This window comes from Nonomuraea sp. NPDC001699 (assembly GCF_053596455.1).
In genome coordinates this window covers 959,044-984,592 of record NZ_JBSFGF010000001.1, presented here as the reverse complement: position 1 = coordinate 984,592, position 25,549 = coordinate 959,044, and the positions used below count along the sequence as shown (strand labels likewise).

Below are 25,549 nucleotides of genomic sequence, written 5' to 3'. Positions count from 1 at the left end.
CGTTCAACGACGGGTGTTCAAGCCGTCCACAAGGTATCCGCAGCATCCGACTTAACAGGCATTTCGGACACAATCGTTACATATGTGACCGACAGTTGTTCACTGTTGGTTATCGCAGTGCGGCCAGCACCTGATCGTGAACTTGAACTCGCTGCGCGCCGTCGCTGAGGGTGCGACCGGCGCGGTCCACGACATAGAAGACGTCCACCGCCTCCGCGCCGAGAGTCTCCACGCGGGCGGCTCTCACGTCAAGACCACACTCCCCGAACGCCCGTCCGATGCGCCACAGGAGCCCCGGCCTGTCATGGGCCCTGACTTCCACCACGGTGGCCGTCGCGGAGGCGTCGTCGACCAGTGTCACGCGAGGTGGAGCCACAGGTACCCGGGGCGGCCGTACGGACCTGGCGCGGCGGGCCAGCCGCTGCTCGATGTCAAGACGGCCGGCAAGGACGAGCCGCAGATCGGCCTCCAGCGTGGCCGGGTCGGGCGGGGAGCCGTACTCGGGCACGACGGCGAACTCGATCACCGCCGTGCCGCCCGCCGACGCGGCCGACGCCGAGCGCACGACCATCCGGTGGGCGGCCAGCACCCCGGCGGCGCTCCACAGCAGCCCGGCCCGGTCGGGGGCGACGACCGTGACCGCCCCGCCGTTGACCCGGACCGCCCCGCCGCCGTGCCGGGCCAGCGCGGCCTGCTCGGGCGAGATCGAGGGCGCCCTGGGCGGCGGCGAGCCCGACAGCACGGACCTGACCCGGCGGACGAGGTCGGCGACCAGGCCGGCCTTCCAGGCGTTCCAGGCGGCGGGCCCGGTCGCGTTGCCGTCGGCGACGGCCAGCGCGGCCAGCAGGTCGAGCACCTCGCGGGAGCCGACCGTGGCGGCGACCTTCTCGATCGTGACCGGGTCGTCCAGGTCCCTGCGGGTGGCGGTCTCGGGCAGCAGCAGGTGGTGGCGTACGACGGTGGCCAGCGTCTCGACGTCGCGCGCGGGCAGCCCCATGCGGCGGGCGAGGTCGCGGACCACGACCTCGCCCGTCGCCGAGTGGTCGCCCGGCCAGCCCTTGCCGATGTCGTGCAGGAGCGCGCCGATCAGCAGCAGGTCGGGACGGGAGACCTCGCGGGCGAGGCCGGCGGCGTTCGCGGCGGTCTCGATCAGGTGCCGGTCCACGGTGAAGCGGTGGATGGGATTGCGCTGCGGACGATGCCGTACGCGCTCCCAGTCAGGAAGCAGCTTGACAAGGACGCCGGCCTGGTCGAGCTCCTCCCACACGGGCACGGCGGCCCGTCCGGCGCCGAGGATCGACACCAGCGCGTCGCGCGCCTCCTCGGGCCACGGCACCGGCATCGAAGCCGACTGAGCGGCCAGGACGGACACCGTCGCGGGCGCCAGCGGCAGCCCCGAACCGGCCGCGGCGGCAGCCGCCCGCAGCACCAGGACGGGGTCCCTGCGCGGGTCGACGCCTCTGGCGAGCACCACCTCCCCACCGTGCTCGACCACACCGTCGGCCAGCGGACGGCGCCCCCGCGGCACCGGCCCTGACAGCAGCTTGTCAACCGTCCGCCAGGTGGCGTCGAAGGCGTGGGAGACGGTCCGGCCCGCCTCGGCGAGCCTGCGCATGAGGGCCTCGGCGTCGAGCAGGCCGAGCAGCCCGGCCACCGCGTCCTGCTCCTGGAGCACCAGCCGGTCGGCGCCGCGCGCGGTGACGACGTGCAGCGCGTGCCGCACGTCGAGGATGAACTCGTGCGCCTCGCGCGCCCGCGGTCCCGGCGCCGAGGCCACCCACGCCGCCGCCACGGCCTGCATCGCCTGGACGTCGCGGAGCCCGCCGCGGCCGTCCTTGAGGTCGGGTTCGAGGAGGAAGGCCAGCTCGCCGCTGACCTGCGCCCGGTGGTCGGCCGACGCGCGCAGCTCGCCCAGCCTGCGCCGCGAGTCGGCCCGCCACTCGGCCAGCACCGCCTCCCTGGCCTTCCTGGTCAGGTCGGGGTCGCCGGCGACGTGCCTGGCCTGGATGAGTCCGAGCACGGCCTTGAGGTCCTGCCTGGCCACGGCCACGGCCTCCGTCACGGTCCGCACGGAGTGGTCGAGGCCGACGGCGGAGTCCCAGATGGGGTACCAGATGCGGTCGGCGATCCGCCCCACGTCGGCCCGTCCGTCGTGCAGCAGGACCAGGTCCAGGTCGCTGCCCGGGGCCGGCTCGCCGCGCCCGAGGCTGCCGACGGCGACCAGGGAGACCTGGTCGCCGTCGCTCGCCGTCCTGAAGAGGTCCTTGAGCCAGCGGTCGGTGTCCGCGGTCCGCTCCTTGCGGGCCGCGGCGTACGAGCGCGCCTCTCCTCTCACAGGGCCTCCGGCCCTCGCTCTCCGGTGCGTACGCGCACGACCGTGTCGACGGGCACGGACCAGACCTTGCCGTCGCCGATCTTGCCGGTGTGGGCCGCCTTGACGATGACGTCGAGGACGTCCTCGGCGTCGTCCTCCTCGGCCAGCACCTCCAGGCGCACCTTCGGCACCAGGTCCACCTGGTACTCGGCGCCGCGGTAGACCTCGGTGTGGCCGCGCTGGCGGCCGTAGCCGCTGGCCTCGCTGACCGTCATGCCCTTGACGCCGAACTGCTCCAGCGCCGCCTTGACGTCGTCGAGCTTGAACGGCTTGATGATCGCGGTGATGAGCCTCATGCCTCCACCTTCTTGGGAGCCGGAGCCGGAGCCGGGGCCGGGGTGAGCGGACCGTTCGGGGTGGTCACGCCGGACGCGTAGACCGTGCCCAGGTCGTACCCGGTCTCGGCGTGCGTGGTGACGTCGATGCCGGTGAGCTCGTCCTCGGCGGAGATGCGGAAGCCCATCGTCCTGTCGATGATCTTCCCGACGATCCAGGTGGCGACGAACGAGTAGCCGCCGATCGCGACCGGGCCGAGCACCTGGAGCCCGAGCTGGCCGAGGCCGCCGCCGTAGAACAGGCCCTTGCTCTGCTGGTCGAGGAAGGGATAGGCGGCCAGGAAGCCGAGCGAGACGGCGCCGATGACCCCGCCGACCAGGTGCACGCCGACCACGTCGAGCGAGTCGTCGAAGCCCAGCCGGTACTTCAGGCCCACGGCGTAGGCGCAGACGGCCCCGGCCACCAGCCCGATGACCATCGCGGCCCACGGGTCCACGAAACCGCAGGCCGGCGTGATGGCGACCAGGCCGGCGACCGCGCCGGAGGCGACCCCGAGGCTGGTGGCGTGGCCGTCGCGCAGCTTCTCCACGACGAGCCAGGCCCCGGCGGCGACCGCGGTGGCGATCTGGGTGTTCATGAACGCGAGCCCGGCGGTGCCGTCCACGGCCAGTTCCGAGCCGGCGTTGAAGCCGAACCAGCCGAACCACAGCAGGCCCGCGCCGAGCAGCACCAGCGTGAGGTTGTGCGGCCGCATCGGCTCCTTGCGCCAGCCCTTGCGCTTGCCGATCACCAGGGCCAGGGCCAGCGCCGCGGCGCCGGCGTTGATGTGGACGACGGTTCCGCCGGCGAAGTCCTCGATGCCCATGGTGTTGAGCCAGCCGGTGCCCCACACCCAGTGGGCGACCGGGAAGTAGACCACGGTGGCCCAGACGACGGTGAACAGGATCCACGCGCCGAACTTCGCCCGGTCCGCGATCGCGCCGCTGATCAGGGCGACGGTGATGATGGCGAACGTCAGCTGGAAGGCCGAGAAGACCAGGCTCGGCATGCCGGTGCCGTCGTCCTTGGTGGCCGTGTCGACCAGGCTCTGCAGGCCCAGGGCGTCGAAGCCGCCGACGATGTTGTTGAGCACCGTGCTGCCGTTGTCGGTGAACGCGATCGAGTGCCCGAACAGCACCCAGGCCACGGTGACCGTGATGATGGCGCCGAACGACATCATCATCATGTTCAGGACGCTCTTGGCCCTGGTCATGCCCCCGTAGAAGAACGCGAGGCCCGGAGTCATCAGCAACACCAGCGCGGTGGCCGCGAGCATCCAGGCTGTGGTGCCGCTATCGATCTTCACGACGCGACCCTCCTTACATGTGACGTGTCGCCACAGCGTGTTCGGCCGGGGTTTCGTGGCTCGACCTGGAGTGTTTCGCATTCGTGAATCTCGTCGGCACGGTGTTTCGGGTACGTTTCGGCCCCTTCACACGCTTCGATTGGGCCATGAGATACTTAGGATTGCCTAACCTAATAGATCAAGGAATCCCTCATGCGTCTCCGGCTTCTGGCCCTGCTCCCCGTCCTCGCCCTGGCCGCCTGCGGCACCTCGACCGGCACGCAGGACGCCGGCCCCACCAGGACGGTCAAGCACGCCATGGGCGAGAGCAAAGTTCCGATGACCCCCAAGCGGGTGGTCGTGCTCGACACCGACAAGCTGGACACGATGGTCTCCCTCGGGATGGCCCCCGTCGGCGCGGCTCAGGCGGGCGAGAACCAGACCTGGCCGGAGTACCTCGGCTCGGCGCTGTCGGCCACCAAGCCGGTCGGCACTCTCCAGCAGCCCAACATCGAGGCGATCATGGCGCTCAAGCCGGACCTCATCCTCGGCACGAAGTTCCGCCAGGCCGCCTTCTACGACAAGCTCAGCAAGATCGCTCCGACCGTGTTCACGGAGAAGGTGGGCATCACCTGGAAGGAGAACTTCCTGCTGGACGCCGAGGCCCTGGGCAAGAAGGAGCAGGCGTCCGGGCTGCTGTCGTCCTACGAGCAGCGGGCCAAGGAGGTGGGCACGAAGTTCTCGAAGCTCTCGGTGAGCATCGTGCGCTTCATGCCCACCGAGATCCGCATGTACGGCCCCGAGTCGTTCAGCGGCATCGTGGTCGGCGACGCCGGCGTCCAGCGGCCCGAGGTCCAGCGCCTGGCCGACCAGGACGACAAGCGCTTCGGCAAGCTGAGCCAGGAGAACATCGCCCAGGCCGACGGCGACGCGATCTTCTACAGCGCCTACGGCGAGGCCGCCGCCAAGTCGCAGGCCACGGTGACCGGCGGCCCGCTGTGGAAGAACCTGGCCGCGGTCAAGGCCGGCCACGCGCACGACGTGGACGACGAGATCTGGATGACCGGCATCGGCGTCACCGCCGCCGGCAAGATCCTCGACGACCTGGAGAAGTACCTCAGCCCGCTGGCCTGACCGGGTCGCCCTGGACGATCCGGCCGGGGCGCAGCACCCGCGCATAGACGCCCGCGCACGCCTGGAGCCCGGCGTCGAGCACCGGGACCCGGTTGTGCCGGGCGACCACGCGCAGCGCCTCGGTGTCGCGGCCGAGCGCGCCGTGGGCCAGCGTCGGCACCGCGCAGCGCGGGCTGGCCACGATGACCTGGAGCACGACCTCGTGCCCGACGTGCAGCTCGCGCCCCACCCAGTCGTTCTCGGCGAAGCCCTCCACGTCGGTCCTGATGATCAGGTTGGGCCGGTAGCGGAGGGCCTCGACGTGCCCGCGCGGGCTCAGCTCGCCGATGCGGTCGATCGTCGCGGTGGAGATCAGGTGCAGGGGCGCGAAGTCGAAGAACGTGCCCTCCGGCGAGGCCCCGCCCAGCGTGCCCACCGTGTACGGCACCTCCGCCTCGATGCCCTCGGCCAGCACCCGCTCGGGCACCGACCGCTCCAGCTCGGCGCCCTCCGGCGGCACGTCGATCAGCCGCACCTCGCGGCCGAGCAGCTTCGACAGCTCCTCGTCGCCCGGCGCGCGGGCGCCTTCGACGGTCAGCAGGTCGCGCCACAGCCTGGGGTTCTTGGCACTGGCGATCTTCCCCGTGGCGACGTCGAGCACCGCCCTGGCCCGGTCGCCGGTCAGGCCGCGCTCGGTCACCTCGCTCTCGGCGATCTCCTCGCCCAGCATCGACTTGACCGGATAGCGGCGCAACGTTTCGACGTACATGATCCGGAGCCTACGGCCGGCCCCAGAAGCGGCGCAGGTGGGGGACCAGCTCGGCGGCCCGCTCGTCGGGGAAGAACAGCCGCCCGCCCTCGATCTCGACGACCTCCTTCACGCCGGGGATCGTGTCGCGCAGCCAGTGGGCCCAGCTCACGTCGAAGAACGTGTCGCCGGTGCCCCACACGACCAGCGTCGGCACGGTGAGCACGGTGAGCTGGGGCTCGATGGCGACCAGGTCCGCGGCGTCGATCGAGGCCAGCAGGCGTTCGAAGGCGCGGCCGCCGCCGGGCTTGGCCAGGATCGGGCGCAGGTAGGCGTCGACCAGCGCGGCGGGGTCGTCGATGCGCTCGTAGCCGGCGCCCAGGGCGGTCCGGGCCAGCAGCTCGGGATGGTCCACCACGGCGGCCACGAGCCCGGCCAGCTCGCCCCTGACGGCCAGCTCGACGGTGTCCTTGAACGCCTCGGGCGGGGTGTTGGTGTGCACGTCGCAGTTGGTGAGGGTGAGCGAGCGCAGCCGCGCGGGGTGGCGCACCGCGAACACCTGGGCCACGGCGCCGCCGGTGTCGTTGGCCACGAGGTCCACCTCGTCCAGGCCGAGCCCGGCGCACAGCTCCTCGACGGCCTCGGCCAGCGCGGGGATGGACAGGTCGTCGCGCGGGTCGCTGCCGCCGTGCAGGGGCAGGTCGATGGCCACGCAGCGGCGTTCGTCGCGCAGCTCTGCGACGACGTTGCGCCACAGGTACGAGCTGGTGCCCACGCCGTGCACGAACAAGGCGACCGGGCCCCGGCCGACGTCCAGGTAGGTGATGCCGTCCACGTCCACTCCTTGGGATTACAGACCGACTGTCGGTCTAGAAAATTACCGACCGTCGGTCGGTCTGTCTAGAGTGGGGGCATGAACCTCAAGGCGGAGCGCGGCGCGGCCACCCGCGACAAGGTCCTCGCCATCGCCACGCGGCTGTTCGCCGAGCGGGGCTACGACGACACGTCGATCGAGACCGTGCTGCAGGAGTCGGGGCTGAGCCGCGGGGCGCTCTACCACCACTACGCGGGCAAGGACGCGCTGTTCGAGGCGGTGCTGGAGGCCACGGAGTCGGCCGTCGGCGTCAAGATCGCCAAGGCGGTGCGCGGCATCGGCGACCCCGCGGCGGCGCTGCGGGCGGGGGCGCTGGCCTGGGTGAGGCTCGCGGGCGATCCGGTGATCCGGCGCATCGTGCTCATCGACGCGCCCGCCGTGCTCGGGTGGGAGAGCTGGCGGGCGATGGAGGAGCGTTACTCGTTCGGCATGCTGAAGGCGGCCCTCCAGGCGACCGGGGCGGTGCCCGACGAGTTCGTCGACCTGCACGCCCACATGCTGCTGGCCGCCATCAACGAGAGCGCCCTGCTGGTCGCCAGAGGCGGCGACACGGCCACGGCGGAGTCCGCCGTCGAGGAGTTCCTGCGCCGCGTCCTCAGACCGTGACAGACCCCCTGGAACGAGCGGGCCCTGGTGACGTCACAGGCCCCTGGAACGGGTCGCCGCCCGTGGGCCTTCGTCACGCCGCGGGCCCCTGGGACGCCGGAGGCGTCCGGATGCGGCGGCGCCGCCGCCCGGATGCGGGCGGCGGCGCCGAAGACGCCCAGAAGGGCGAAGGCCGCGAAGAAGGTCAGGCGGCGGCGTTGGCCATGCGGCGCAGGCGGGCCAGCGCGTCGCGCTCGATGCGGCGGGCGCGGTCGCGGCCGATGCCGTAGCGCTCCCCCACCTCGGTCAGCGTGTGCTCGCGCCCGTCGACCAGCCCGTAGCGCCACCGCAACATCTCGCTGGTGTCGCCCTCCAGGTCGGTGAGCCACTGGTCGAGCCGCTCGCGCTCAAGGATGTCGATGGCCTGCTGCTCGGGATCGGCCCACGTCTCGTCGGCGATCATGTCACCCAGCTCGGTCTCGTCCTCGTCACCCACGCCGAGCTGCAACGACACCGGGTCGGACGCCCAGCGGCGCAGCTCGCGCACCCGCTCGATCGGCAGGTCGAGGATCTCGGCGAGGTCGCCGTCGGTCGGCTCGGTGTCGTACTCGGCCAGCATGTCGCGGCGCACCCGCATCAGCCGGGTCATCTGCTCGCCGGCGTGCGTCGGCAGCCGGACCGGACGGGCCTGCTCGTGGATGGCCCGTCCGACCGACTGCCTGATCCACCACGTGGCGTAGGTGGAGAACTTGTACCCCCGCCGGTAGTCGAACTTCTCGACCGCTCGCACCAGGCCCAGGTTCCCCTCCTGGACCAGGTCGATGAGCGGCATCCCCCGACCCGAGTACTTCCGGGCCACCGCCACCACCAGGCGCAGGTTGGCCTGGATGAACTCGTCCTTCGCCCGCTGGCCCGAGACGGCCAGGCGTTCCAGCTCCTCGTCGGCCGCGTCCCCGATCCGCGGCTCGGAGCCTCCGCTGTCAAGAAGCTGCTCGGCGAACAGGCCCGCCTCGATCCTCTTGGCGAGCTCCACCTCTTCCTCCGCCGTGAGCAGCGGGACCCGGCCTATCTCGGCCAGATACGTCCCCAGCAGGTCGCGGTCAGCGACGTGCTGCTCCTGCGTGCGACTCCCCGTAGGCCTTGCCATCCCCTGGCACCTCGTTCCGCAGCTGCGTCCTATATCCCGCCAACGTCCGGCCGGAAGCAAAGATTCCCTAAACAGCTACGCCAGAGGGAGGGTCTTGGACGTCCTCCTAAAGGAGGAGACCGGCCTGAAACACCTGGTGGACAAGGGGAACACCGGGTCGGTACGCCAGGTGGACATAGGAGGGGGCGTCGAGCACGACGAGGTCCGCGCGGGCTCCCTGACGCAACCACCCTACGTCCGTGCGGCGCAGCGCGCGGGCCCCGCCGTACGTGGCCGCCCGCACCGCCTCCAGCGGCGTCATCCCCATCTCCCGTACGGCCAGCGCCACGCAGAACGGCATCGACGAGGTGAACGACGAGCCCGGGTTGCAGTCGGTGGCCAGCGCGACCGTGACGCCCGCGTCGATGAGCCGCCGCGCGTCCGGGTACGGCGACCGCGTGGAGAACTCGGCCCCCGGCAGCAGCGTCGCGACCGTCCCGCTGGAGGCCAGCGCGTCGACGTCGGCCGCCGACAGGTGGGTGCAGTGGTCGGCCGAGGCCGCGCCCAGCTCGCAGGCGATGCGCACGCCGGGCCCCTCGGTGAGCTGGTTGGCGTGCACGCGGGCCTGGAGCCCGGCCTTGATCCCGGCGTTCAGGATCTCCCTGGTCTGGTCGCCGTCGAACGCGCCGCGCTCGCAGAAGACGTCCACCCATTTGGCGTAGGGGGCGCAGGCGTCGAGCATCTCGCCCGTCACCAGGCGGACGTAGTCGTCGGCGTCGGCGCCCTCGGGCACGACGTGCGCGCCGAGGTAGGTGGTCTCGTCGGTGAGGGTGGTGGCGATCTCCAGGGAGCGTCGCTCGTGCTCGGCGGACAGGCCGTAGCCGCTCTTGATCTCCACGGTGGTGGTGCCCTGGGCGAGCATCTCCTCCACCAGGGCGCGGGCGTGCGTGGCCAGGTCGGCGTCGCTCGCCGCGCGGGTGGCGGCGACGGTCGTCCTGATGCCCCCGCCGGTGTACGGCTGCCCCGACATGCGGGCCTGGAACTCGGCCGTGCGGTCGCCGGCGAAGATCAGGTGGGCGTGGCTGTCCACGAACCCGGGCAGCACGGCCCGGCCGCCGACGTGCACGCGCTCGTCGGCGTCGGGCGCCTGGGCGGCGGGGCCCAGCCAGGCCACCACGCCGTCCTCGACGACCAGCGCCGCGTCGGTGATCTCCTCGCGCTCGGGGTCGCCGGTGTAGAGCAGCCCGATCCCGTCGATCAGCGTGGTGGTCATCGCACCTTTCCTATCGCCTCGGAGAGCATGTGTCCGACGTCGCCCAGTTCGTGGCGGCCCTGCGCGACGACCCTGCGGCCGCCGGAGACCACCGAGTGCACGTCGGAGGCCGTGGCCGCGAACACCACCGCCTCCAGCCCGCCGGCGCCCGCCGTGCGCACCGAGTCGAGCCGGACCGACACCAGGTCGGCCCACGCCCCGGGGATGAGCCGGCCCGCGTCGGCGAAGCCGAGCGAGGTGTGCCCGGTGCCGGTGGCGGCGGTGAGCAGGTCGGCGGCGCTCCAGTGGCCGCGCCGCTCGCTGGTCAGCCGCTCGTCGAGCTCGACCGCGCGGGCCTCCTCGAACAGGTCGATCACGGCGTGGCCGTCGGAGCCGAGCGTGATCTGCGTGCCCCGGTCGGCCGCCGCCCTGGCCGGGCCGACGCCGTCGGCCAGGTCGCGCTCGGTGGTGGGGCACATGCAGATGTACGTGCCCGACTGGCCGAGCAGCTCCACGTCGGAGTCGGTCAGATGGGTGGCGTGCACGGCGGTCGAGCGAGGGCCGAGCACGCCGCGCTCGTGCAGGATCTGGACCGGCGTGGCGGCGTACGTCTCGGCGCAGGCCGCGTTCTCGGCGCGCTGCTCGGAGACGTGCGCGTGCAGCGGGGCGGCGTGCCGGTGGGAGAACTCGGCCACCACCGGCATCTGGTCGGGCGGCACCGCGCGCACCGAGTGGACGGCGGCCCCGATCTCGACGTCGTGCTGCCCTTCGTAGGCGGCGGCCAGCTCGTCGGCGCGGGCGGCCCAGCCGTGGGCGCTGCCGTCGCTGAAGCGCAGCTGGGTGCCCGACAGCGGCACGCCGATGCCGCCCGACAGGTAGCAGGTGTCGAGCAGCGTGATGCGCAGCCCGGCCTCGCGGGCGGCCTGGATGAGCGCGTGGCTCATCACGTTCCTGTCCTCGTACGGGCGGCCGTCGGGGGCGTGGTGCAGGTAGTGGAACTCGCCCACGCAGGTCACCCCGGCCAGCGCCATCTCGGCGTAGACCGCCCTGGCGAGCTGGAAGTAGGTGTCGGGGTCGAGCCTGCCCGCGACCTCGTACATCTGGTCGCGCCAGGTCCAGAAGTCGCCCTTGCCGCGCTGGGTGGCGCCGCGCAGGGCCCGGTGGAAGGCGTGGGAATGGGCGTTGGCCAGGCCGGGGATGGTCAGGCCCGGCAGCCGCTCGGCCGAGCCGGGCTCGCCACGGGCGATCCGGGCGATCCGGGTGCCCTCGACCTCGATGAGGACGCCATGGGCGACCCCGTCGGGCAACCAGGCCTGCTCGCACCAGTAGGTCAGCGACACAGATCCTCCAGCACGTCCGCGAGTGCCACCACTCCCGCATGGCAGTCTGCCTGGTCGGCGTGCTCCTCGGGTGAATGGGACACGCCGGTGGGGTTGCGTACGAACAACATCGCGCTCGGGACGCCCGCCGTGGCGAGGATCCCGGCGTCGTGACCCGCTCCGGTCGGCAGGATCGGCGCGGGCGTGTCGCCGCCGGCCACGCGGGCCAGCCGGTCCCTCAGCGCGGCGCCGAAGGCGACCTCGGGGGTCCACGACTCCTCGCGCACGTCCGCCCCGGCCGCCGCGGACAGCTCCTCGACCAGGGCGCGGACCGCGGGCTCCGCCGGGCCGCGGGCGTCCAGCCAGGCCGAGACCAGGCCGGGGACGGCGTTGGCGTTACCGGGCGAGACGCGGGTCTTGCCGACCGTGGCCACCACGTCGTGCCGCTCGGCCGCCTCGCGGGCGGCCAGCACCAGGCGGGCGAAGGGCAGCATCGGGTCGTCGCGGTCGGCCAGCCGGGTGGTGCCCGCGTGGTCGGCCCTGCCGTGGAAGTCGAAGCGCCACCGGCCGTGCGGCCAGATGGCGCTGGCCACGCCCACCGGCCGGCCCTCGTGCACCAGGCCGCGGCCCTGCTCGACGTGGAGCTCGACGAACGTGCCGACGGTGGCCAGGGTCTCGGCGTCGCGTCCGATGGCCTCCGGCTTGCGGCCGGCCCGCGCCATGACGTCGGCCAGCGTGTCACCCTCGTCGTCGGTGAGCGCGAGCGCGCGTTCCGGCGTGAGCGCGCCGGTGAGCAGCCGGGAGCCCATGCACGGCATGCCGAACCTGGCCCCCTCCTCGTCGGTGAAGCAGGCGACGCCGACCGGCCTGCCCGGGGTGACCTGCCGTTCGCGCAGCAGGTCGAGGGCGGCGAAGGCGGACACCACGCCGAGCGGGCCGTCGAAGGCGCCGCCGTGGCGCACCGAGTCGAGGTGGCTGCCGGTGACGACGCCCGGCCGGCCCGACGGGTCGCCCCACCAGGCCCAGAGGTTGCCGTTGCGGTCTTCCCGCAGGTCGAGCCCGCGGCGCGCGGCCTCGCCCGCGAACCACCCGCGTAGCTCCATGTCGGCGGCCGACCAGGCGTCTCTCACGTATCCGCCGGAGCGGGGATCTCGTCCAATGTGCGCGAGTGGTTCAAGCATGGGTCCACTGTAGTGAATGGATTCATTCAGATGTCAGCTGACCGGGCCCGCGCTCGGTCTGATGGTCAGTTCGGTGAGGTGGGCGTCGGGTCCGGCGTTGATCGTGGCGAGCACGGCCCGCGCCACGCTCTCCGGGGTGAGGTACTTGTCCGGTTCGTACGCGCCGCCTTCCTGGGCTCGTACGCCGCGCTGCATGTCGGTGGCCACCCGGCCCGGGTAGACGGTGGTGACCCGCAGCTCGGGCTCCTCCAGGCGCAGCGCGTCGGCGAAGGCGCGCAGGGCGAACTTGCTGGCCGCGTACGAGGCCCATTCGGGGTTGGCCCGCTGCCCCGACCCGGAGTTCACGCAGACGACGTGCCCCCGGGCGCGGCGCAGCGCGGGCAGCAGCAGCCGGGTCAGCTCGGCGACCGCCACGACGTTGAGCTCCATCGTCGTGCGCCAGTTGTCGGCCGGCTGGTCGGCGATCCGGCCGAGCATCGCGACCCCGGCGCTGTGCACGAGCACGTCGAGCCGCTCGACGCCGGCGACGTCGGCCTCGGTGAGCCGGGTCAGCTCGACGGGCCAGGGCCGCGCGTCGGGCAGTTCGGCGGCCAGCTTCGCGAGCGCGGACTCGTCCCTGCCACCGAGGATGAGGTGATGCGTGGGGCCCAGCGCCCGCGCCACGGCCTCGCCCACACCACGGGAAGCGCCGGTGACCAGCGCGATCGGTCGTTCAGTCATGCCGCCGAGTTTATGACCTTGACGATCCCTCAAATTTGAGTACAAAATTGAGTCATGTCGGTGTCAACGCGCATTCTGATCCTCGGTTCCCTGCTCGACGGCCCCATGAACGGCTACGGCGTCCGCCGCCGGCTGGAGATGATGGGCGCCGACGCCTGGGCGAACGTCGCCTTCGGCTCGATCTACCACGGCCTGGGCAAGATGGCCGACGAGGGTCTGCTCGCGGTCGTCGAGGCCGGGAAGGGCGGCAAGGTCGTCTACGAGCTGACCGACGCCGGCCGCTACGAGTTCCACCGGCTGCTCATGCAGAGCTGGTCGGAGGTGCGGCCCGTCGTGGACCCCTTCCAGGTCGCGCTGACGTTCATGAACCGGCTGGAAAAGCAGGAGATTCTCGACGCCCTGCATGGCAGGATCCGACAACTGCGACTGAACATCGAGACGATCGACCACGCGTACGGCACCAAGCAGCGCTACGGCGAGCCCAGGCACCTCGACGAGAACCTCCGCCTGACCCAGGCCGTGCTCCAGGCCCAGCTCGACTGGGTCGAAGGCGCGATCACACGGGTCGAGAAGGACGAACTGCCCTGAGGAGAACGGTGATCATAGAAGCACGCGAGTTACGCAAGACGTTCACCACCAGGAGCCGCAAGGGCTCCCAGACCGTCGAGGCCGTGCGCGGCATCGACCTCAACGTCGAAAAAGGCGAGATCTTCGGCGTCCTCGGCCCCAACGGCGCCGGCAAGACCACGACGATCCGCATGCTGGCCACTCTGATCACGCCCGACTCCGGCACCGCCGTCATCGCCGGGCACGACCTGCGCGCGGAGCCCGGGGCCGTGCGCCGCAAGCTCGGCTACGTCAGCCAGGCGGGCGGCGTGGAGGACACCACGAGCGCCCGCGCCCAGATCATGATGGCCGCCAGGATCCACGACGTGGCCGACCCGAGGCAGGCCACGGCCGACGTCCTCGAACGCTTCGACCTCACCGAGATGGCCGATCGGCCCGGCCGCACGCTCTCCGGCGGCCAGAAGCGACGGGTGGCCATCGCGCTCGGGCTGGTGCACGCGCCGCCGCTGCTCTTCCTCGACGAACCCACCACCGGCCTCGACCCGCAGAACCGCGCGAACCTCTGGGACCGCATCAGGCAGCTCCGCGAGGCCGGCACGAGCGTGCTGCTCAGCACCCACTACCTCGACGAGGCCGACGCGCTCTGCGACCGGCTGGTGATCGTGGACCACGGGCGGATCGTGGCCGAGGGCACGCCCGGTGAGCTCAAGCGCGAGGTCTCCGGCGACGTCGTCACGCTGCGGCTGGACGAGCCCGAGCGGGCCGCCGAGGCGCTCAGGCCCCTGGCCCGCGAGGTCCGCGTGGACGAGGACGCCCTGCGCGTCTACGTCGACGACGGCGAGCACACGCTGCCCGCGCTGCTGCGCCTGCTTGAGGAGCACGGCATCGCCCTGCGCTCGATCGCGCTCGACCGCTCCACGCTCGACGACGTCTTCCTGGCCAAGACCGGCCGATCCCTCCGCGACACGGGAGCCGCCGCATGATCCGCCACCTCGTCCTGTTCACCGGCTACGAGCTGAAGAAGTCCTTCGGCAACCCGGTCTGGCCGCTGTTCGGCATCCTGCAGCCGGTGCTCTACCTGCTGATGTTCGCGCCGCTGCTCAAGGATCTGACGCCGGGCGGCAGCACGGTCGACGCCCTGCGCATGTTCACGCCCGCGTCGATGATGATGATCGCCGTGTTCGGCTCGCTGTTCTCGGGGTTCGGCCTGATCGCCGAGCTGCGCAACGGCTCGCTCGAACGGTACGCCGTCAGCCCCGCCTGGCGGCCGGCCGTCGTGCTCGGACGGGTGGCCAAGGACATGGTCGTGCTGGTCTGCCAGGCCATCCTGGTGCTGGTCGTGGCCGTGGCCATGGGCGTGCGGATCGGCGGCGTCGAGCTGGTGCTGGTGCTGGCGCTCATGGCGGCCACGGGGCTGTTCGCCTCCGGGCTGTCGCAGGGGCTGGCGCTGACCGTACGCGACGAGAACGGCATGTCGCAGACGCTCAACCTGTTCATGCTGCCGATCATGCTGCTGGCCGGGCTGTTCATCCCGATCTCGTTCGCACCCGGCTGGATGCGGGCGATCGCGCCGGTCAACCCGCTGTACCACGCGGTCGAGGCCGGGCGGGCATTGTTCGCCGGGCGGCTCGGCGACCCGTCGATCCCGATCGCGTTCGCGCTGTTCATCGCGCTCGCGGTGCTCACGACGATCTGGTCGACGCGGTCGCTACGCAGGATCGCCGGGTAGGAAGGTGCCGGCCTCGTCGGTCATCCGCTCGTACTCCTCCAGCCTGGCCCGGGTACGCAGCGGCGCGGCGTCGGCCATGGCCTCCACCAGGGCCATGGCCAGCGCCAGAGGGGCCGCGTGGGAGTCGAACACCAGACGGTCGCCGACCGGGCCGTCGAGCACCACCTCGGCCGGGAAGCCCGGCTTGTCGGTGATCGCGGCGACGCGCAGGCCGAGCTTCTCCGCGTACTCCAGCGCCTGGACGACCTCGGCCGGATAGCGCGGGAGCACCACGGCCACCACCCACTCCGCGCCCGCCCGCCGCGCCGCGTGCAGCCCCTCGACCAGCTCCGAGCCGCCATGGGTGAGCAGGCGCACGTCGGGGTGGATGCGCCTGGCGTAGTAGGCGAAGGTGGTGGCCAGGCCGCAGGAGACCCGCAGGCCCAGCACCGGCAGCGGCTCGGTGGCGGCGAGCTGCTCGCCCAGCTCCTTGAGCGGGAGCGCGGCCAGCCGCTCGCGCACCACGGCGAGGTTGCGGATCTCGCTGTCGATCGCGTTCCGCAGCAGGCTCTCCTGCGGCGCGACCACGCCGCCGCCGAGCACCAGCGGGCGCAGCGCCTGACGCAGCTCGGGATAGCCGGCGAAGCCGAGCACCATGGCGAACCTGGTCACCGACGGCTGGCTGACCCCGGCCCGCTCGGCCAGCTCGACGCTGGACAGGAAGATGGCCTCGTCGAGGTGCTCGCCCAGGTAATGGGCGATCCTGCGCTGCACCGGCGACAACCTCCGGCCGTCGAGCAGCACGCCGAGCCCACCGTGATATCCGTCAGCCACGCCACCTCCAACGTTCCCCGACCCGCATTCTCATCCCCCGTACCCCGTGGGGGACGGGACGGCGGGCCGTCAGGACTCGCGCATCGGGATGCGCACGCCGCGGGCCTCGGCCACCTGGGCGGCCTCGTCGTAGCCCGCGTCCACGTGCCGCATCACGCCCGTGCCGGGGTCGTTGGTGAGCACGCGGTTGAGCTTCTCCCCGGCCAGCGCGGTGCCGTCGGCGACCGTGACCTGACCGGCGTGGATGGAACGCCCGATCCCCACGCCGCCGCCGTGGTGGATGGACACCCAGGCCGCGCCGGAGGCGGTGTTGAGCATGGCGTTGAGCAGCGGCCAGTCGGCGATCGCGTCCGAGCCGTCGGCCATGGCCTCGGTCTCCCGGTACGGCGAGGCCACCGACCCGCTGTCGAGGTGGTCGCGGCCGATCACGATCGGCGCCTGGAGCTCGCCGGAGGCCACCATGTCGTTGAACCGCTCGCCCGCGACGTTGCGCTCGCCGTAGCCGAGCCAGCAGATGCGCGCGGGCAGCCCCTGGAAGTGCACCTTCTCGCCGGCCTGCGCGATCCACCTGGCCAGCGGCTCGTTGTCGGGGAACAGCTCCAGGATCGCGCGGTCGGTGGCGGCGATGTCGGCCGGGTCGCCGCTCAGCGCGGCCCACCGGAACGGCCCCTTGCCCTCGCAGAACAGCGGCCTGATGTACGCCGGCACGAACCCGGGGAAGTCGAAGGCCCGCGAGTAGCCGGCGAGCTGGGCCTCGCCGCGGATGGAGTTGCCGTAGTCGAACACCTCGGCGCCGGCGTCCTTGAAGCCGACCATGGCCTCGACGTGCCGGGCCATCGACGTGCGCGCCCGCTCGGTGAAACCGGCCGGGTCCTTGTCCCGTTCGGCGGACATGTCCTCGAAGGCGACGCCGAGCGGCAGGTACATCAGCGGGTCGTGCGCGGAGGTCTGGTCGGTGACGATGTCGATCTCGGCGCCCGCGGCCAGCAGCTCGGGCAGCGCCTCGGCGGCGTTGGCCACGACGCCGATGGACAGCGGGCGACGCGCGTCGCGGGCCTCGTAGGCCAGTCGCAGCGCCTCCTCCAGGCTGTCGGCCTGCACGTCGAGGTAGCGGTGCTCGATGCGGCGGGTGACCGAGCGGGGGTCGCAGTCGATGCAGATCGCGACGCCGCCGTTCATGGTGACGGCCAGCGGCTGGGCTCCGCCCATGCCGCCGAGGCCGGCCGTGAGGGTGATCGTGCCGGCCAGCGTGCCGCCGAACCTCTTCGCGGCCACCGCGGCGAACGTCTCGTACGTGCCCTGGAGGATGCCCTGGGTGCCGATGTAGATCCACGAACCGGCGGTCATCTGGCCGTACATGGTGAGGCCGGCGGCCTCCAGGCGGCGGAACTCCTCCCAGTTGGCCCAGTCGGGGACCAGGTTGGAGTTGGCGATGAGCACCCGGGGGGCCCATTCGTGGGTGCGGAACACGCCTACCGGGCGGCCCGACTGGACCAGCAGCGTCTCGTCGCCCTCCAGGGTGGTCAGGGTCCTGACCATCGCGTCGAAGGAGGGCCAGTCGCGGGCGGCCCTGCCCGAGCCGCCGTAGACGACCAGCTGCTCGGGGTGCTCGGCGACCTCGGGGTCCAGGTTGTTCTGGAGCATGCGGAGCGCCGCCTCCTGCGGCCACCCCTTCGCGGTGATCGTGGTGCCTCGCGGTGCGCGCACGCTGCGGCTCATGGTGACCCTCCTGAATGAACACATTCACCTTTGTCACCCGAAGACTACGGTGGACCGCGTCCAGCGGTCCACCGCAGGCAGCGGACTTTGCGCGTACCCCTAGCTCACGAGGAACTGGGTGGCGGCGAGTTCGCGGTAGAGGTCGTCGCCTGCCACCAGTTCGGCGTGGGTGCCGATCGCCCGTACGCCGCCCGCCTCCATCACCACGATCCGGTCGGCGTTCGTCACGGTGGACAGCCGGTGGGCGATGACCAGCACCGTCGTCTCGGCCGCCACCTCGGCGATGACCTCGCGCAGCCGCAGCTCGTTGACCGCGTCGAGCTGCGAGGTGGCCTCGTCGAGCAGCAGCAGCCTGGGCCTGCGCAGCAGCGCCCTGGCGATGGCGACCCGCTGCCGCTCGCCGCCGGACAGCAGCACGCCGCGGTGGCCCACCGCCGTGTCGAGCCCTTCGGGCAGCCGGGCGACCAGGTCGTCGAGCCGGGTGCGGGTGATGGCGCGGCGCAGCTCGTCCTCGGTGGCGTCCTGGGCGGCGAAGAGCAGGTTCTCCCGCAGCGTGCCGGCCAGGACGGGGGCGTCCTGCTCGACGTAGCCGAGCGCGGCCCGCAGCTCGCCGAGCGGCCAGTCGCGGATGTCGCGGCCGCCGATCGCGATCAGGCCGTCCTGGTGCTCGTAGAAGCGTTCGAGCAGGGCGAACACCGTGGACTTGCCCGCGCCCGACGGCCCGACCAGCGCCGTCAGCCCGCCCGCGGGCACGTCGAAGGTGACGCCGTCGTGCACGGTGGGACGGTCGTCGCCGTACCGGAAGACGACGTCCTCGAAGCGGACCCCCACCGGCGTGCTGTCGGCCGGGACGGTGACGCCGACCGGCTCGCCGGGCAGGTCCTCGATCTCCTTGATGCGCCGCATGGCCGCCAGCCCGTTCTGGAGCTGGACCGCGCCCTGGACGAGTTGCCCGATCGGCGGCACCAGGTAGAACAGGTAGAGCAGGAACGCGATCAGGGACGAGACCTCCAGCACGCCCGACGCGACCCGCGACCCGCCGACGGCCAGCACGCACAGGAAGGCGATCTGCACGGCCATCCAGGTCGCCACGCCGGCCAGCGACGTCCATCCGGCCACCTGGAGCCCGCGGTCGCGGGCGCGCTCGGCCGCCTCGCCGACGACGGCGATCTCCCGTTCCTCCGCGCCGCTGGCCTTGACCGTCCGGTACGCCTGAAGCGCCCGGTCCAGCACGGCCCCCATCTCGCCGACGGCCTCCTGTGCCTGCGTCTGCGCCCGCTGGATCTTCGGCATGATGAGCGCGACCAGGCCGCCGATCACCACCACGACGAGCAGCGTGACCAGCAGCAGCACGCCGTCCATGGTGGCCATCATGATGATCGCGCCGACCAGCATGAACACCGCGCTGACCGACTCCACGATCCCGTTGGTCAGCACCGCGCGCAGCAGCGTGGTGTCGCTCGTCACCCGCGACATCAGGTCACCGGGCTTGAGCCGGTCGACGTCGGCCACCCTGAGCCGGAGCATCCGGTCGACGAGCCTGCGCCGGGCCCCGAGGACGACGCCCTCGCCGGTGCGTTCCATCAGGTAGGTGCCCCCGGCCGAGACGACGGCCCCGACCAGCACCGCCACGGTCAGGCCTAACAGCGGCGCGGCCAGCGACTGGTCCTCGCCGAAGGCGTCCACGACGTACTTGGCCAGCAGGGGCATCGCGAGCCCCGCCACCGAGCCGATCAACCCGAGCAGGCCGCCCGCGACCAGGACTTTCCGGTGCGGCCGAAGGTAGGCCAGCAGCTCCTTGAGCACCCCAACTCCCCTCACGACATTTCTCGAAATTTCCCAACGAACGGGACGACGCAATCCGCACCGCCGCGACAGGGTCAACTTAGATTGACGACCTAAGTATGTCAACTTTCGTTGACGCCTCCTCCTTGAGAAGGAGAAGAACCCGACCTCCACAGAACGAGGCCCCGCTCGCTCGGCGGCGCCGTGGGGGCCGTTCGTCCTCCTCTGGCGTCGGCGGCCGGGCAGCTCTATAGTCATGTCCATGAGTAGTCATCGTCTTGAGCATCCCTGATGGCGCTGCGGCACGCCGTGCTGGCGGCGCTGCTCGACGGCGAGTACAGCGGCTACCAGCTCACCAAGGTCTTCGACGTGGGCGTCTCCAACTTCTGGTACGCCGCCCCCCAGCAGCTCTACGCCGAGCTGACGAAGCTGGAGTCCGACGGCCTGGTCACCGGCCGGGAGGTGGTCCAGCGCGGCCGTCCGAACAAACGCCTGTTTTCGGTCACGCAGGCGGGCCTCGACGAGCTGGCCGCCTTCGCCGCGTCCCCGGCCAAGCCGTTACTCCTCCGCGACGACCTGGCCGTCAAGGTCCACGCGGCCGACCGGCTCGACCCGGCGCCGCTGATCGCCCAGCTCCTCGACCGCGCCGAGGAGGCCGCCGCCAGGCTCGCGTTCTTCGAGAAGACCCTGCTGCGCCTGCGCGGCGACCTGGACGAGGAGTCGTTCCTGCGCGAGGGCGAGCACGTCGGCCCGTACCTGTCCTGCCTGGGCGGCTGCCGCCTGGAGCGGGAGATGCGCGACTGGTGCCTGAGCACCGCCAGGACACTCGGCGAGCGCGCCGCCCGCACCACAGAGGAGATGCCGTGACCTACACCCGTTATGTCGCGCTCGGCGACAGCCAGACCGAGGGCCTCGGCGACGGCGACGACGTCCTCGGCCATCGCGGCTGGGCCGACCGGCTCGCCGAGCACCTGGCCCGCGACAATCCCGCCCTGCTCTACGCCAACCTCGCCGTGCGCGGCCGGGTGGCCGCCCAGATCCGGGCCGAGCAACTCCCCGTCGCGCTGGAGCTCCGTCCCGATCTGGCCACGGTCATGGCGGGCATGAACGACATCATCCGTCCCGGTTTCGACGCCGCCCGCGTCGCGGCCGACCTGGAGCACATGTTCGCGGCGCTGACCGGGGCGGGCGCCCGGGTGGTGACGGTGACGTTCCCCGACATCGGCAGGATCGCTCCCATGGCCAGGCCGCTGCTGCCGCGCGTGCTCGACCTCAACGCCCGCGTCCGCGAGGCCGCCGCCCGGCACGGCGTGACGCTGGTGGACACCTTCCCCGACACGGCGGTGACCGACGCGCGGCTGTGGAGCTCCGACCGGCTGCACGCCAGCCCGGCCGGGCACGCCAGGTTCGCCGCGGCGGTGGCGTACGCGCTGGATCTGCCCGGCAGCGACGACACCTGGAGCCTTCCGCTCCCCGTGCTTCCCACGCCCGGCCGGCTGCGCACGGCGGCGGCGGAGGTGCGCTGGCTGGGCTCGTTCGCGGGCCCGTGGATCGCCCGGCGGATGCGGGGGCGTTCGTCGGGCGACGGCCGGGTGTGCAAGCGCCCGGGGCTCGCGCCCGTGCCGGATCAGTCGATCTCGGGCAGGTCGGGGTCGTCGTAGTCGGCGTCGCCGTCGTCGGCCCTGCGCAGCTTGATGTCCTCGGCCCATGCCCGCGCGCAGGCACGGATGTCGGCGATGTGCCGTTCGTCCAGGCCGTGGGCCTCGAAGCGTTCGTCGCTCATGAGCTCGACGAACTCCAGCCGCATGAGCAGCTCCCGAGGGGAGAAGTCGTCGAGGTGGGCGGCGGCCAGGCGTTCGAGGTCGCGGAAGGAGAACTCCTGTGCCGCCGCCGCCGCGTCGGCGACGTCGGCCGGGAGCCCTCTCTCGTGCAGGTCGCGCACCCGCAGCCCGATCACGTCCGCCGCGCCCGCCACCGGCAGGCCGTCGCACACGACCGGGGGCTCGCGCAGCGCCTCGCGGGTGAGGACGATCTCGCCGTTCCGGCCGGTGGAGGCGTCCTCGACGGTCAGGCGGGCCGCCCACGGGGTGCTCTCGGCGACCTCCGCGAGCAGGCCGCCGGCGCGCAGCGCGGCCACGACGTCGTCGGCGACGGCCGGGAGCGGATGTCCGGCGGCGGTCACCAGCTCGATCCGCTCGACCAGGCGGTCGGTGAAGCCGAGGGCGCGCAGGGCGTGGCCGCCCGCGAGCAGCAGCCCGTGCCGCTCGCCGGCCGGCGACAGGGCCCGCAGCAGGCGCTCGGGGAACGGCGGTAAACGCATCAGAGCGGAGTCCGGGGCGCACGCGGTGTCATGGATCAAGTATGCCGACGGCCGCGCCGGGTGGAGGGCAGGTCGTGCCGCCCCGACAGGAACTCCTGGAACGCGATCTTGGCCCTGATGACCGGCCGCCGCCAGCGTTCCTCACGGTGGACGGCGGTGGCGAGCTTGCGGGGCGAGCGTCCGCCGCGGAAGAACCAGCGGGCCCACGGGGAGCCGGGTCGCGCCAGTCGGACGGCGCCCACCAGGAGCAGCAAAGGCAGGAACAGCCCCGCCATCCCGGTCCAGATCTTGCCCTTGAGCAGCGTGATCACCGCCAGCGCGAGGTTGCCCACGATCAGCACCGCCGGGTTGACGGGCGTGCCGTAGTCCCAGGTCAGGGGGCGCAGGCCGATGAGGAGCAGGCCGGTCACGGCGACGGCGATGAAGACGGCGTCCACCGAGGTGCGCCCTTCCTCCTCCCAGTAGACGTCGTGCAGGTGCAGGATCAGCGCGAACTCGTCGAGCACCAGGGCCGAGCCGACGCCGAACACGCAGGCGGCGACCACCTGCCCGGCCTGCGAGGCGCCGTTGACGATGAGCCCCGCCACGCCCCCGACGAGCATGAGCACGACGCCGAACACGACGTGGTGGATGTGCATCTCGCCCACATTGACGTTGCGGAACCAGCCGAGCTTGGCCCTGATCAGGCGGACGTTGATGCGGGTGGCGATGAAGGCCACGATGAGCATGACGAAGTAGCAGAACAGCGGCAGCCGTCCCGTGGCGACGATGTTGCTCTGGAACCAGTTCCCCATGACCTTCGAAGTCGATGGTACGAGCCGGAAGAGCGTTGTATGTCCCCCGTGTGGGCGTTCATGACGCGGCTCTCGCCTGGAGGGCCCGTTCGTAGCCGTCGATGACGAGCTGCCGCCTGAGGTTGTCGCGTACCTGCTCGAAGGGGGGCGCGCCGGGGCCGGCCGTGCGGGCGTACTGGGCGCGCAGCCGGCGTTCGGACAGGTCCAGGGCGGCCGCGTGCAGTTTGGCGAGCGCCGAGTCCAGCTCGGCGGCCCGTACCCGGGCGTAGGTGTACTGGTCGTAGGACGGGACGCCGGGGATCGGGCGGCCGGAGCGCGCGGCCGCGGCGCGGCGAGCGTTCTCGGCGGCCAGCTCGCGCTGGAACCCCTGCTCGCCGACGTCGGTGAGCAGGCCCGCCTCGCGGGCCCAGATCCGCCGCGCCTTGTCCAGTACGGCGGCCCGCACCGCCCTGTCCCTGAGCCGCCGCGCCGCGGTGACGCCGTCACGGGGACGGTCCCAGAAGCCCGGACCGAGCCCCTGGGCGGCGAACTCGGAGATCACCTCGGCGCGGACGGTCTCGGCCGCCCTCAGCACCTCGGCCCCGCTCACCGGCTCCCCCTCGAACGTGACGACCGTGTCCCCGGGACGCATCCCGAGCACCTCGGCCACGTCCGCGGACGCCGCCCGCGCGGGAACGCCGCCTTCGGCCTCCTCCCCGGACCTCGCGACGCCGACGACGAGCACGCCGACGAGCACCCCGGCCAGGGCGAGAGCCGCCCACAGGACCCGCCGCGCCGGGAACCTCGGGCGCGCATCGGACGCCCGTCGCGGGCGGGCGGTGACCGGGGTGCTCGTCATGGCGTCAGCTCGCGATCTTCATGTCGAAGACGTGGAACCCGGCGTTCGCCAGCGGGCTGCCGGCCGGGAAGGTCACCGTGGCGACCGTCCTGGACGCGTCGAGCGGCACCGCGTAGCCGAACACCGACACGCCCGACTCGCGCGTCTGCCCGGTGGCCGGGTTCTTGTAGCTGGTCTGCGTCATGTTGTGGTAGTCGGCGCGGGCCACGAGCACGCCTCCGGCGGGCGCGGTCGCGTCCCACTGGTCGCCGAACCGCACGGTCTTCTCCTCGACCGTCCCGTCGGTGTAGGCGACCTTGAACACGCCCTCGCGCGCCTTCAGCCCACCGGCCCCGAGCAGGACCAGCCTGGCGCCCTGCCCGGACAGGGCGACCGTCTGCCCGGCGGCCTTGACGTTGTCCGTCATGCCGTACGGGCGCCGATGCCAGACGAAGTCGGCGCCGAGCACGTTCACGGTCCCGCCCGGTGTCAGGCCCGCCTTCTCCAGCCCCTGGCCGGAGTAGCTGCGGCCGCTGGTGGAGAAGCCGCCGACGTTGGGGTTGAGGTCGGAGCTGACCGCGACGTTGTTGTACGCCTCCTCGACCGCCCCGAACACGACCGGCGCGGCGGCGGGCCCGTTGTAGGCCCCTCGCGAGACGGTTCCGGCGACCTGGTTGCCGAAGTAGTCGCGGTCGCCGAGGCCGTCCACGACCGCGCCGGAGGCGAGTGCGGGCGAGCCTTCGAGCAGCTTGTAGCCGTCCACGTCGGTGGCGCCGTCGGCGGTGCCGGGGGCGGCGAGCCCGGGGTCGGCCGTGACCGCGCGGGCGTCGGCCGCCGGTACGGCCACGCCGCCGTGGTAGACGTTGGAGTCGTAGCCGATGCCGGGGGCCGAGGGCAGCGTGCCGGACGGCGCGTAGAAGATGTTGTTGACGATCTTCGAGTTCCCGGTGGGCACGGCCACGTCGAGCTTCTGCGACGGGCAGAAGAACGTGTTGTTGTACAACCACAGCGGGCTGGTGTTGTCGCCGGAGGCGTTGCCCGCGATGCGGCAGTCGTCCTGGGCGATGTTGAACCGCAGGATGGCCGTGGCCTTGTAGTTCGGGAACTCGGTGCAGCTCTGGCAGCCCAGGTAGAAGCCGCCGGCGTTGTCGTGCGAGTAGTTGTACTGGTAGACGCACGAGCCCTTGATGCCGCCGTCGCAGTCCCAGGCCGTGGAGTCGAAGATGGTGGGCCGCTGGCGGGTCACCTCGTTGTACTGAAATACCGGGTCAACCGAGTTGATCGGCCACATTCCCGCGAAATTTCCGTCTACGTACGGGTATTTCCCGGCGCCGCCCTCGTCGAACAGATTGTGCTCCACCAGCGGCCGGTCCGAGGCGTGCACCACGATGCCGTCGCCGCCGACCGCGCGGATGGTATTGCGGGCGATGAGCACGTTCCGGTGGTAGTCGGTGCCCTTGCGGCTGATCTTGATGCCGCCGCCGCCCGTGTCGTGCACGTAGTTGCCGGTGATCGTGATGCCGTCCAGGTAGCCGACCCGTCCTTCGGGCAGCGCCTGGATGCTGATGCCGGCCGAGTAGGAGAACCAGGAGCCGTTCGTCCCGGTCTTGTTGCCCCAGCCCGCGACGTCGGAGACCTCCAGGTCCCGCAGGACCAGCCCGGCCTTCGGCTCGGGGGTCGTCGAGTTGTACTGCACGCCGGTCCGCTTGGCCGTGGTGGCCGCCGGGTTGGTGATGTGCAGCTTCTCCAGCGTCACGTAGCTGTTGTCCACCAGGTGGACGGCCCACTCGCCGCCGTCGCCCTGGATGATCGGCTTGGGGCCCTCGCCGTAGGAGGTGAAGACGACGGGGTGCGCGGCCGTGCCGGAGCCGACGGGTTCGAGCCGGCCCGCGCAGACGGTCCCGGCCCTGAACTTGATCGTGTCCTTCTCGCGGAAGGTGATCGCGTTGACGGCGTCCAGGCTGTTCAGCGGCCCGGCGGCGTTACGCCCCGAGCCGCCGTCCGGCGCCTGGCAGTCGACGAAGAAGTTCCTGGCGGCGGCCGCTTCCGCGGGGGTGGCGACCAGTCCGGCCGCCACGACCAGGGCCGCGACTAACTGAAGACGCATGTTTCC

Annotated in this window: 24 protein-coding genes; 7 read left to right on the top strand and 17 right to left on the bottom strand. The window is 72.0% G+C overall.

All coding sequences use genetic code 11. The features are described from left to right. Nucleotides 1-109: 109 nt before the first annotated feature. The 3 genes from ACWCSU_RS04735 to ACWCSU_RS04725 are packed head-to-tail and all read right to left on the bottom strand — an operon-like array spanning nucleotide 110 to nucleotide 3,995. Nucleotides 110-2,335 (bottom strand): [protein-PII] uridylyltransferase, encoded by a 2,226-nt coding sequence (locus tag ACWCSU_RS04735; RefSeq protein ID WP_449933552.1) that lies wholly within the window; start codon nucleotides 2,333-2,335, stop codon nucleotides 110-112. After that, on the bottom strand, nucleotides 2,332-2,670 hold the full coding sequence (locus tag ACWCSU_RS04730; RefSeq protein WP_357695321.1) for a P-II family nitrogen regulator: 339 nt from the start codon (nucleotides 2,668-2,670) through the stop codon (nucleotides 2,332-2,334). The genes ACWCSU_RS04735 and ACWCSU_RS04730 overlap by 4 nt, the downstream gene beginning before the upstream one ends. Further along, complete coding sequence (locus tag ACWCSU_RS04725; RefSeq protein WP_449933550.1) at nucleotides 2,667-3,995, bottom strand: ammonium transporter; 1,329 nt, start codon at nucleotides 3,993-3,995, stop codon at nucleotides 2,667-2,669. The genes ACWCSU_RS04730 and ACWCSU_RS04725 overlap by 4 nt, the downstream gene beginning before the upstream one ends. A 192-nt stretch (nucleotides 3,996-4,187) precedes the next feature. On the opposite strand from ACWCSU_RS04725, the gene ACWCSU_RS04720 reads away from it, so the two are divergent. Then, entirely contained in the window at nucleotides 4,188-5,108 is a 921-nt protein-coding gene (locus ACWCSU_RS04720; RefSeq protein WP_449933548.1) for an ABC transporter substrate-binding protein, read from the top strand. Here ACWCSU_RS04720 and ACWCSU_RS04715 read toward each other — a convergent pair. Continuing rightward, nucleotides 5,092-5,856 carry an MOSC domain-containing protein gene (locus ACWCSU_RS04715; RefSeq protein ID WP_357695315.1) on the bottom strand — a complete coding sequence of 255 codons (765 nt, stop codon included), beginning with the start codon at nucleotides 5,854-5,856 and terminating at the stop codon, nucleotides 5,092-5,094. The two genes, ACWCSU_RS04720 and ACWCSU_RS04715, sit on opposite strands and share 17 nt — an antisense overlap. 10 nt (nucleotides 5,857-5,866) lie before the next feature. Next, entirely contained in the window at nucleotides 5,867-6,670 is an 804-nt protein-coding gene (locus ACWCSU_RS04710; RefSeq protein WP_449933546.1) for an alpha/beta fold hydrolase, read from the bottom strand. 78 nt (nucleotides 6,671-6,748) lie between these two features. Between ACWCSU_RS04710 and ACWCSU_RS04705 the strand changes: the two genes are divergently transcribed. Beyond that, the gene (locus ACWCSU_RS04705) at nucleotides 6,749-7,315 is read left to right on the top strand and encodes a TetR/AcrR family transcriptional regulator (protein WP_357695311.1); all 567 of its coding nucleotides are present in this window, start codon (nucleotides 6,749-6,751) and stop codon (nucleotides 7,313-7,315) included. 184 nt (nucleotides 7,316-7,499) lie between these two features. Here the strand turns inward: ACWCSU_RS04705 and ACWCSU_RS04700 are convergent, their stop codons facing one another. From ACWCSU_RS04700 to ACWCSU_RS04680, 5 genes are all read right to left on the bottom strand, one after another. Then, nucleotides 7,500-8,441 (bottom strand): sigma-70 family RNA polymerase sigma factor, encoded by a 942-nt coding sequence (locus ACWCSU_RS04700; protein ID WP_364101887.1) that lies wholly within the window; start codon nucleotides 8,439-8,441, stop codon nucleotides 7,500-7,502. Nucleotides 8,442-8,547: 106 nt separating this feature from the next. Beyond that, on the bottom strand, nucleotides 8,548-9,693 hold the full coding sequence (gene hutI, locus ACWCSU_RS04695; RefSeq protein ID WP_449933543.1) for an imidazolonepropionase: 1,146 nt from the start codon (nucleotides 9,691-9,693) through the stop codon (nucleotides 8,548-8,550). Then, nucleotides 9,690-11,012 carry a formimidoylglutamate deiminase gene (locus ACWCSU_RS04690; RefSeq protein WP_449933541.1) on the bottom strand — a complete coding sequence of 441 codons (1,323 nt, stop codon included), beginning with the start codon at nucleotides 11,010-11,012 and terminating at the stop codon, nucleotides 9,690-9,692. The genes hutI and ACWCSU_RS04690 overlap by 4 nt, the downstream gene beginning before the upstream one ends. After that, complete coding sequence (locus tag ACWCSU_RS04685) at nucleotides 11,003-12,172, bottom strand: allantoate amidohydrolase (protein ID WP_357695303.1); 1,170 nt, start codon at nucleotides 12,170-12,172, stop codon at nucleotides 11,003-11,005. Before ACWCSU_RS04685 ends, ACWCSU_RS04690 begins: the two co-directional genes overlap by 10 nt. 33 nt (nucleotides 12,173-12,205) lie before the next feature. Then, the gene (locus tag ACWCSU_RS04680; protein WP_357695301.1) at nucleotides 12,206-12,892 is read right to left on the bottom strand and encodes an SDR family oxidoreductase; all 687 of its coding nucleotides are present in this window, start codon (nucleotides 12,890-12,892) and stop codon (nucleotides 12,206-12,208) included. Nucleotides 12,893-12,946: 54 nt separating this feature from the next. Here ACWCSU_RS04680 and ACWCSU_RS04675 point away from each other — a divergent pair, with 54 nt between their 5' ends. From ACWCSU_RS04675 to ACWCSU_RS04665, 3 genes are read left to right on the top strand one after another with little or no spacing between them, the layout of a single operon-like run. Beyond that, nucleotides 12,947-13,480, top strand: coding sequence for a PadR family transcriptional regulator (locus ACWCSU_RS04675; RefSeq protein WP_357695299.1), 534 nt, complete (start codon nucleotides 12,947-12,949; stop codon nucleotides 13,478-13,480). A gap of 8 nt (nucleotides 13,481-13,488) precedes the next feature. After that, nucleotides 13,489-14,442, top strand: a complete 954-nt coding sequence (locus tag ACWCSU_RS04670) for an ATP-binding cassette domain-containing protein (protein ID WP_449933538.1) — start codon at nucleotides 13,489-13,491, stop codon at nucleotides 14,440-14,442. Next, nucleotides 14,439-15,188 (top strand): ABC transporter permease, encoded by a 750-nt coding sequence (locus tag ACWCSU_RS04665; protein ID WP_449933536.1) that lies wholly within the window; start codon nucleotides 14,439-14,441, stop codon nucleotides 15,186-15,188. The genes ACWCSU_RS04670 and ACWCSU_RS04665 overlap by 4 nt, the downstream gene beginning before the upstream one ends. On the opposite strand, the gene ACWCSU_RS04660 is transcribed toward ACWCSU_RS04665, so the two are convergent. The 3 genes from ACWCSU_RS04660 to ACWCSU_RS04650 all read right to left on the bottom strand — a co-directional run bounded on the left by ACWCSU_RS04660 (nucleotide 15,168) and on the right by ACWCSU_RS04650 (nucleotide 19,526). Beyond that, nucleotides 15,168-16,001, bottom strand: a complete 834-nt coding sequence (locus ACWCSU_RS04660) for a MurR/RpiR family transcriptional regulator (protein ID WP_364101866.1) — start codon at nucleotides 15,999-16,001, stop codon at nucleotides 15,168-15,170. The genes ACWCSU_RS04665 and ACWCSU_RS04660 overlap by 21 nt on opposite strands. Before the next feature lie 69 nt (nucleotides 16,002-16,070). Continuing rightward, entirely contained in the window at nucleotides 16,071-17,720 is a 1,650-nt protein-coding gene (gene hutU / locus ACWCSU_RS04655) for a urocanate hydratase (protein ID WP_364101863.1), read from the bottom strand. 99 nt (nucleotides 17,721-17,819) lie between these two features. Then, on the bottom strand, nucleotides 17,820-19,526 hold the full coding sequence (locus tag ACWCSU_RS04650) for an ABC transporter ATP-binding protein (RefSeq protein WP_364101860.1): 1,707 nt from the start codon (nucleotides 19,524-19,526) through the stop codon (nucleotides 17,820-17,822). Nucleotides 19,527-19,796: 270 nt separating this feature from the next. On the opposite strand from ACWCSU_RS04650, the gene ACWCSU_RS04645 reads away from it, so the two are divergent. Both ACWCSU_RS04645 and ACWCSU_RS04640 read left to right on the top strand, forming a co-directional pair. After that, on the top strand, nucleotides 19,797-20,372 hold the full coding sequence (locus tag ACWCSU_RS04645) for a PadR family transcriptional regulator (RefSeq protein WP_357695288.1): 576 nt from the start codon (nucleotides 19,797-19,799) through the stop codon (nucleotides 20,370-20,372). After that, entirely contained in the window at nucleotides 20,369-21,166 is a 798-nt protein-coding gene (locus ACWCSU_RS04640; protein ID WP_449933532.1) for an SGNH/GDSL hydrolase family protein, read from the top strand. Before ACWCSU_RS04645 ends, ACWCSU_RS04640 begins: the two co-directional genes overlap by 4 nt. On the opposite strand, the gene ACWCSU_RS04635 is transcribed toward ACWCSU_RS04640, so the two are convergent. Genes ACWCSU_RS04635 through ACWCSU_RS04620 form a run of 4 tightly spaced genes read right to left on the bottom strand, consistent with a single transcriptional unit; the run spans nucleotide 21,133 to nucleotide 25,543 of the window. Continuing rightward, nucleotides 21,133-21,825, bottom strand: coding sequence for a nucleotidyl transferase AbiEii/AbiGii toxin family protein (locus ACWCSU_RS04635; protein WP_449933530.1), 693 nt, complete (start codon nucleotides 21,823-21,825; stop codon nucleotides 21,133-21,135). The genes ACWCSU_RS04640 and ACWCSU_RS04635 overlap by 34 nt on opposite strands. Nucleotides 21,826-21,860: 35 nt before the next feature. Next, nucleotides 21,861-22,619, bottom strand: coding sequence for a hypothetical protein (locus ACWCSU_RS04630; RefSeq protein ID WP_364101849.1), 759 nt, complete (start codon nucleotides 22,617-22,619; stop codon nucleotides 21,861-21,863). Nucleotides 22,620-22,677: 58 nt separating this feature from the next. Beyond that, a complete protein-coding gene (locus tag ACWCSU_RS04625; RefSeq protein ID WP_449933528.1) occupies nucleotides 22,678-23,457 on the bottom strand; it encodes a hypothetical protein in 780 nt (259 codons plus the stop codon). A gap of 4 nt (nucleotides 23,458-23,461) precedes the next feature. Then, on the bottom strand, nucleotides 23,462-25,543 hold the full coding sequence (locus tag ACWCSU_RS04620; protein WP_449933526.1) for a right-handed parallel beta-helix repeat-containing protein: 2,082 nt from the start codon (nucleotides 25,541-25,543) through the stop codon (nucleotides 23,462-23,464). Nucleotides 25,544-25,549 lie beyond the last annotated feature (6 nt).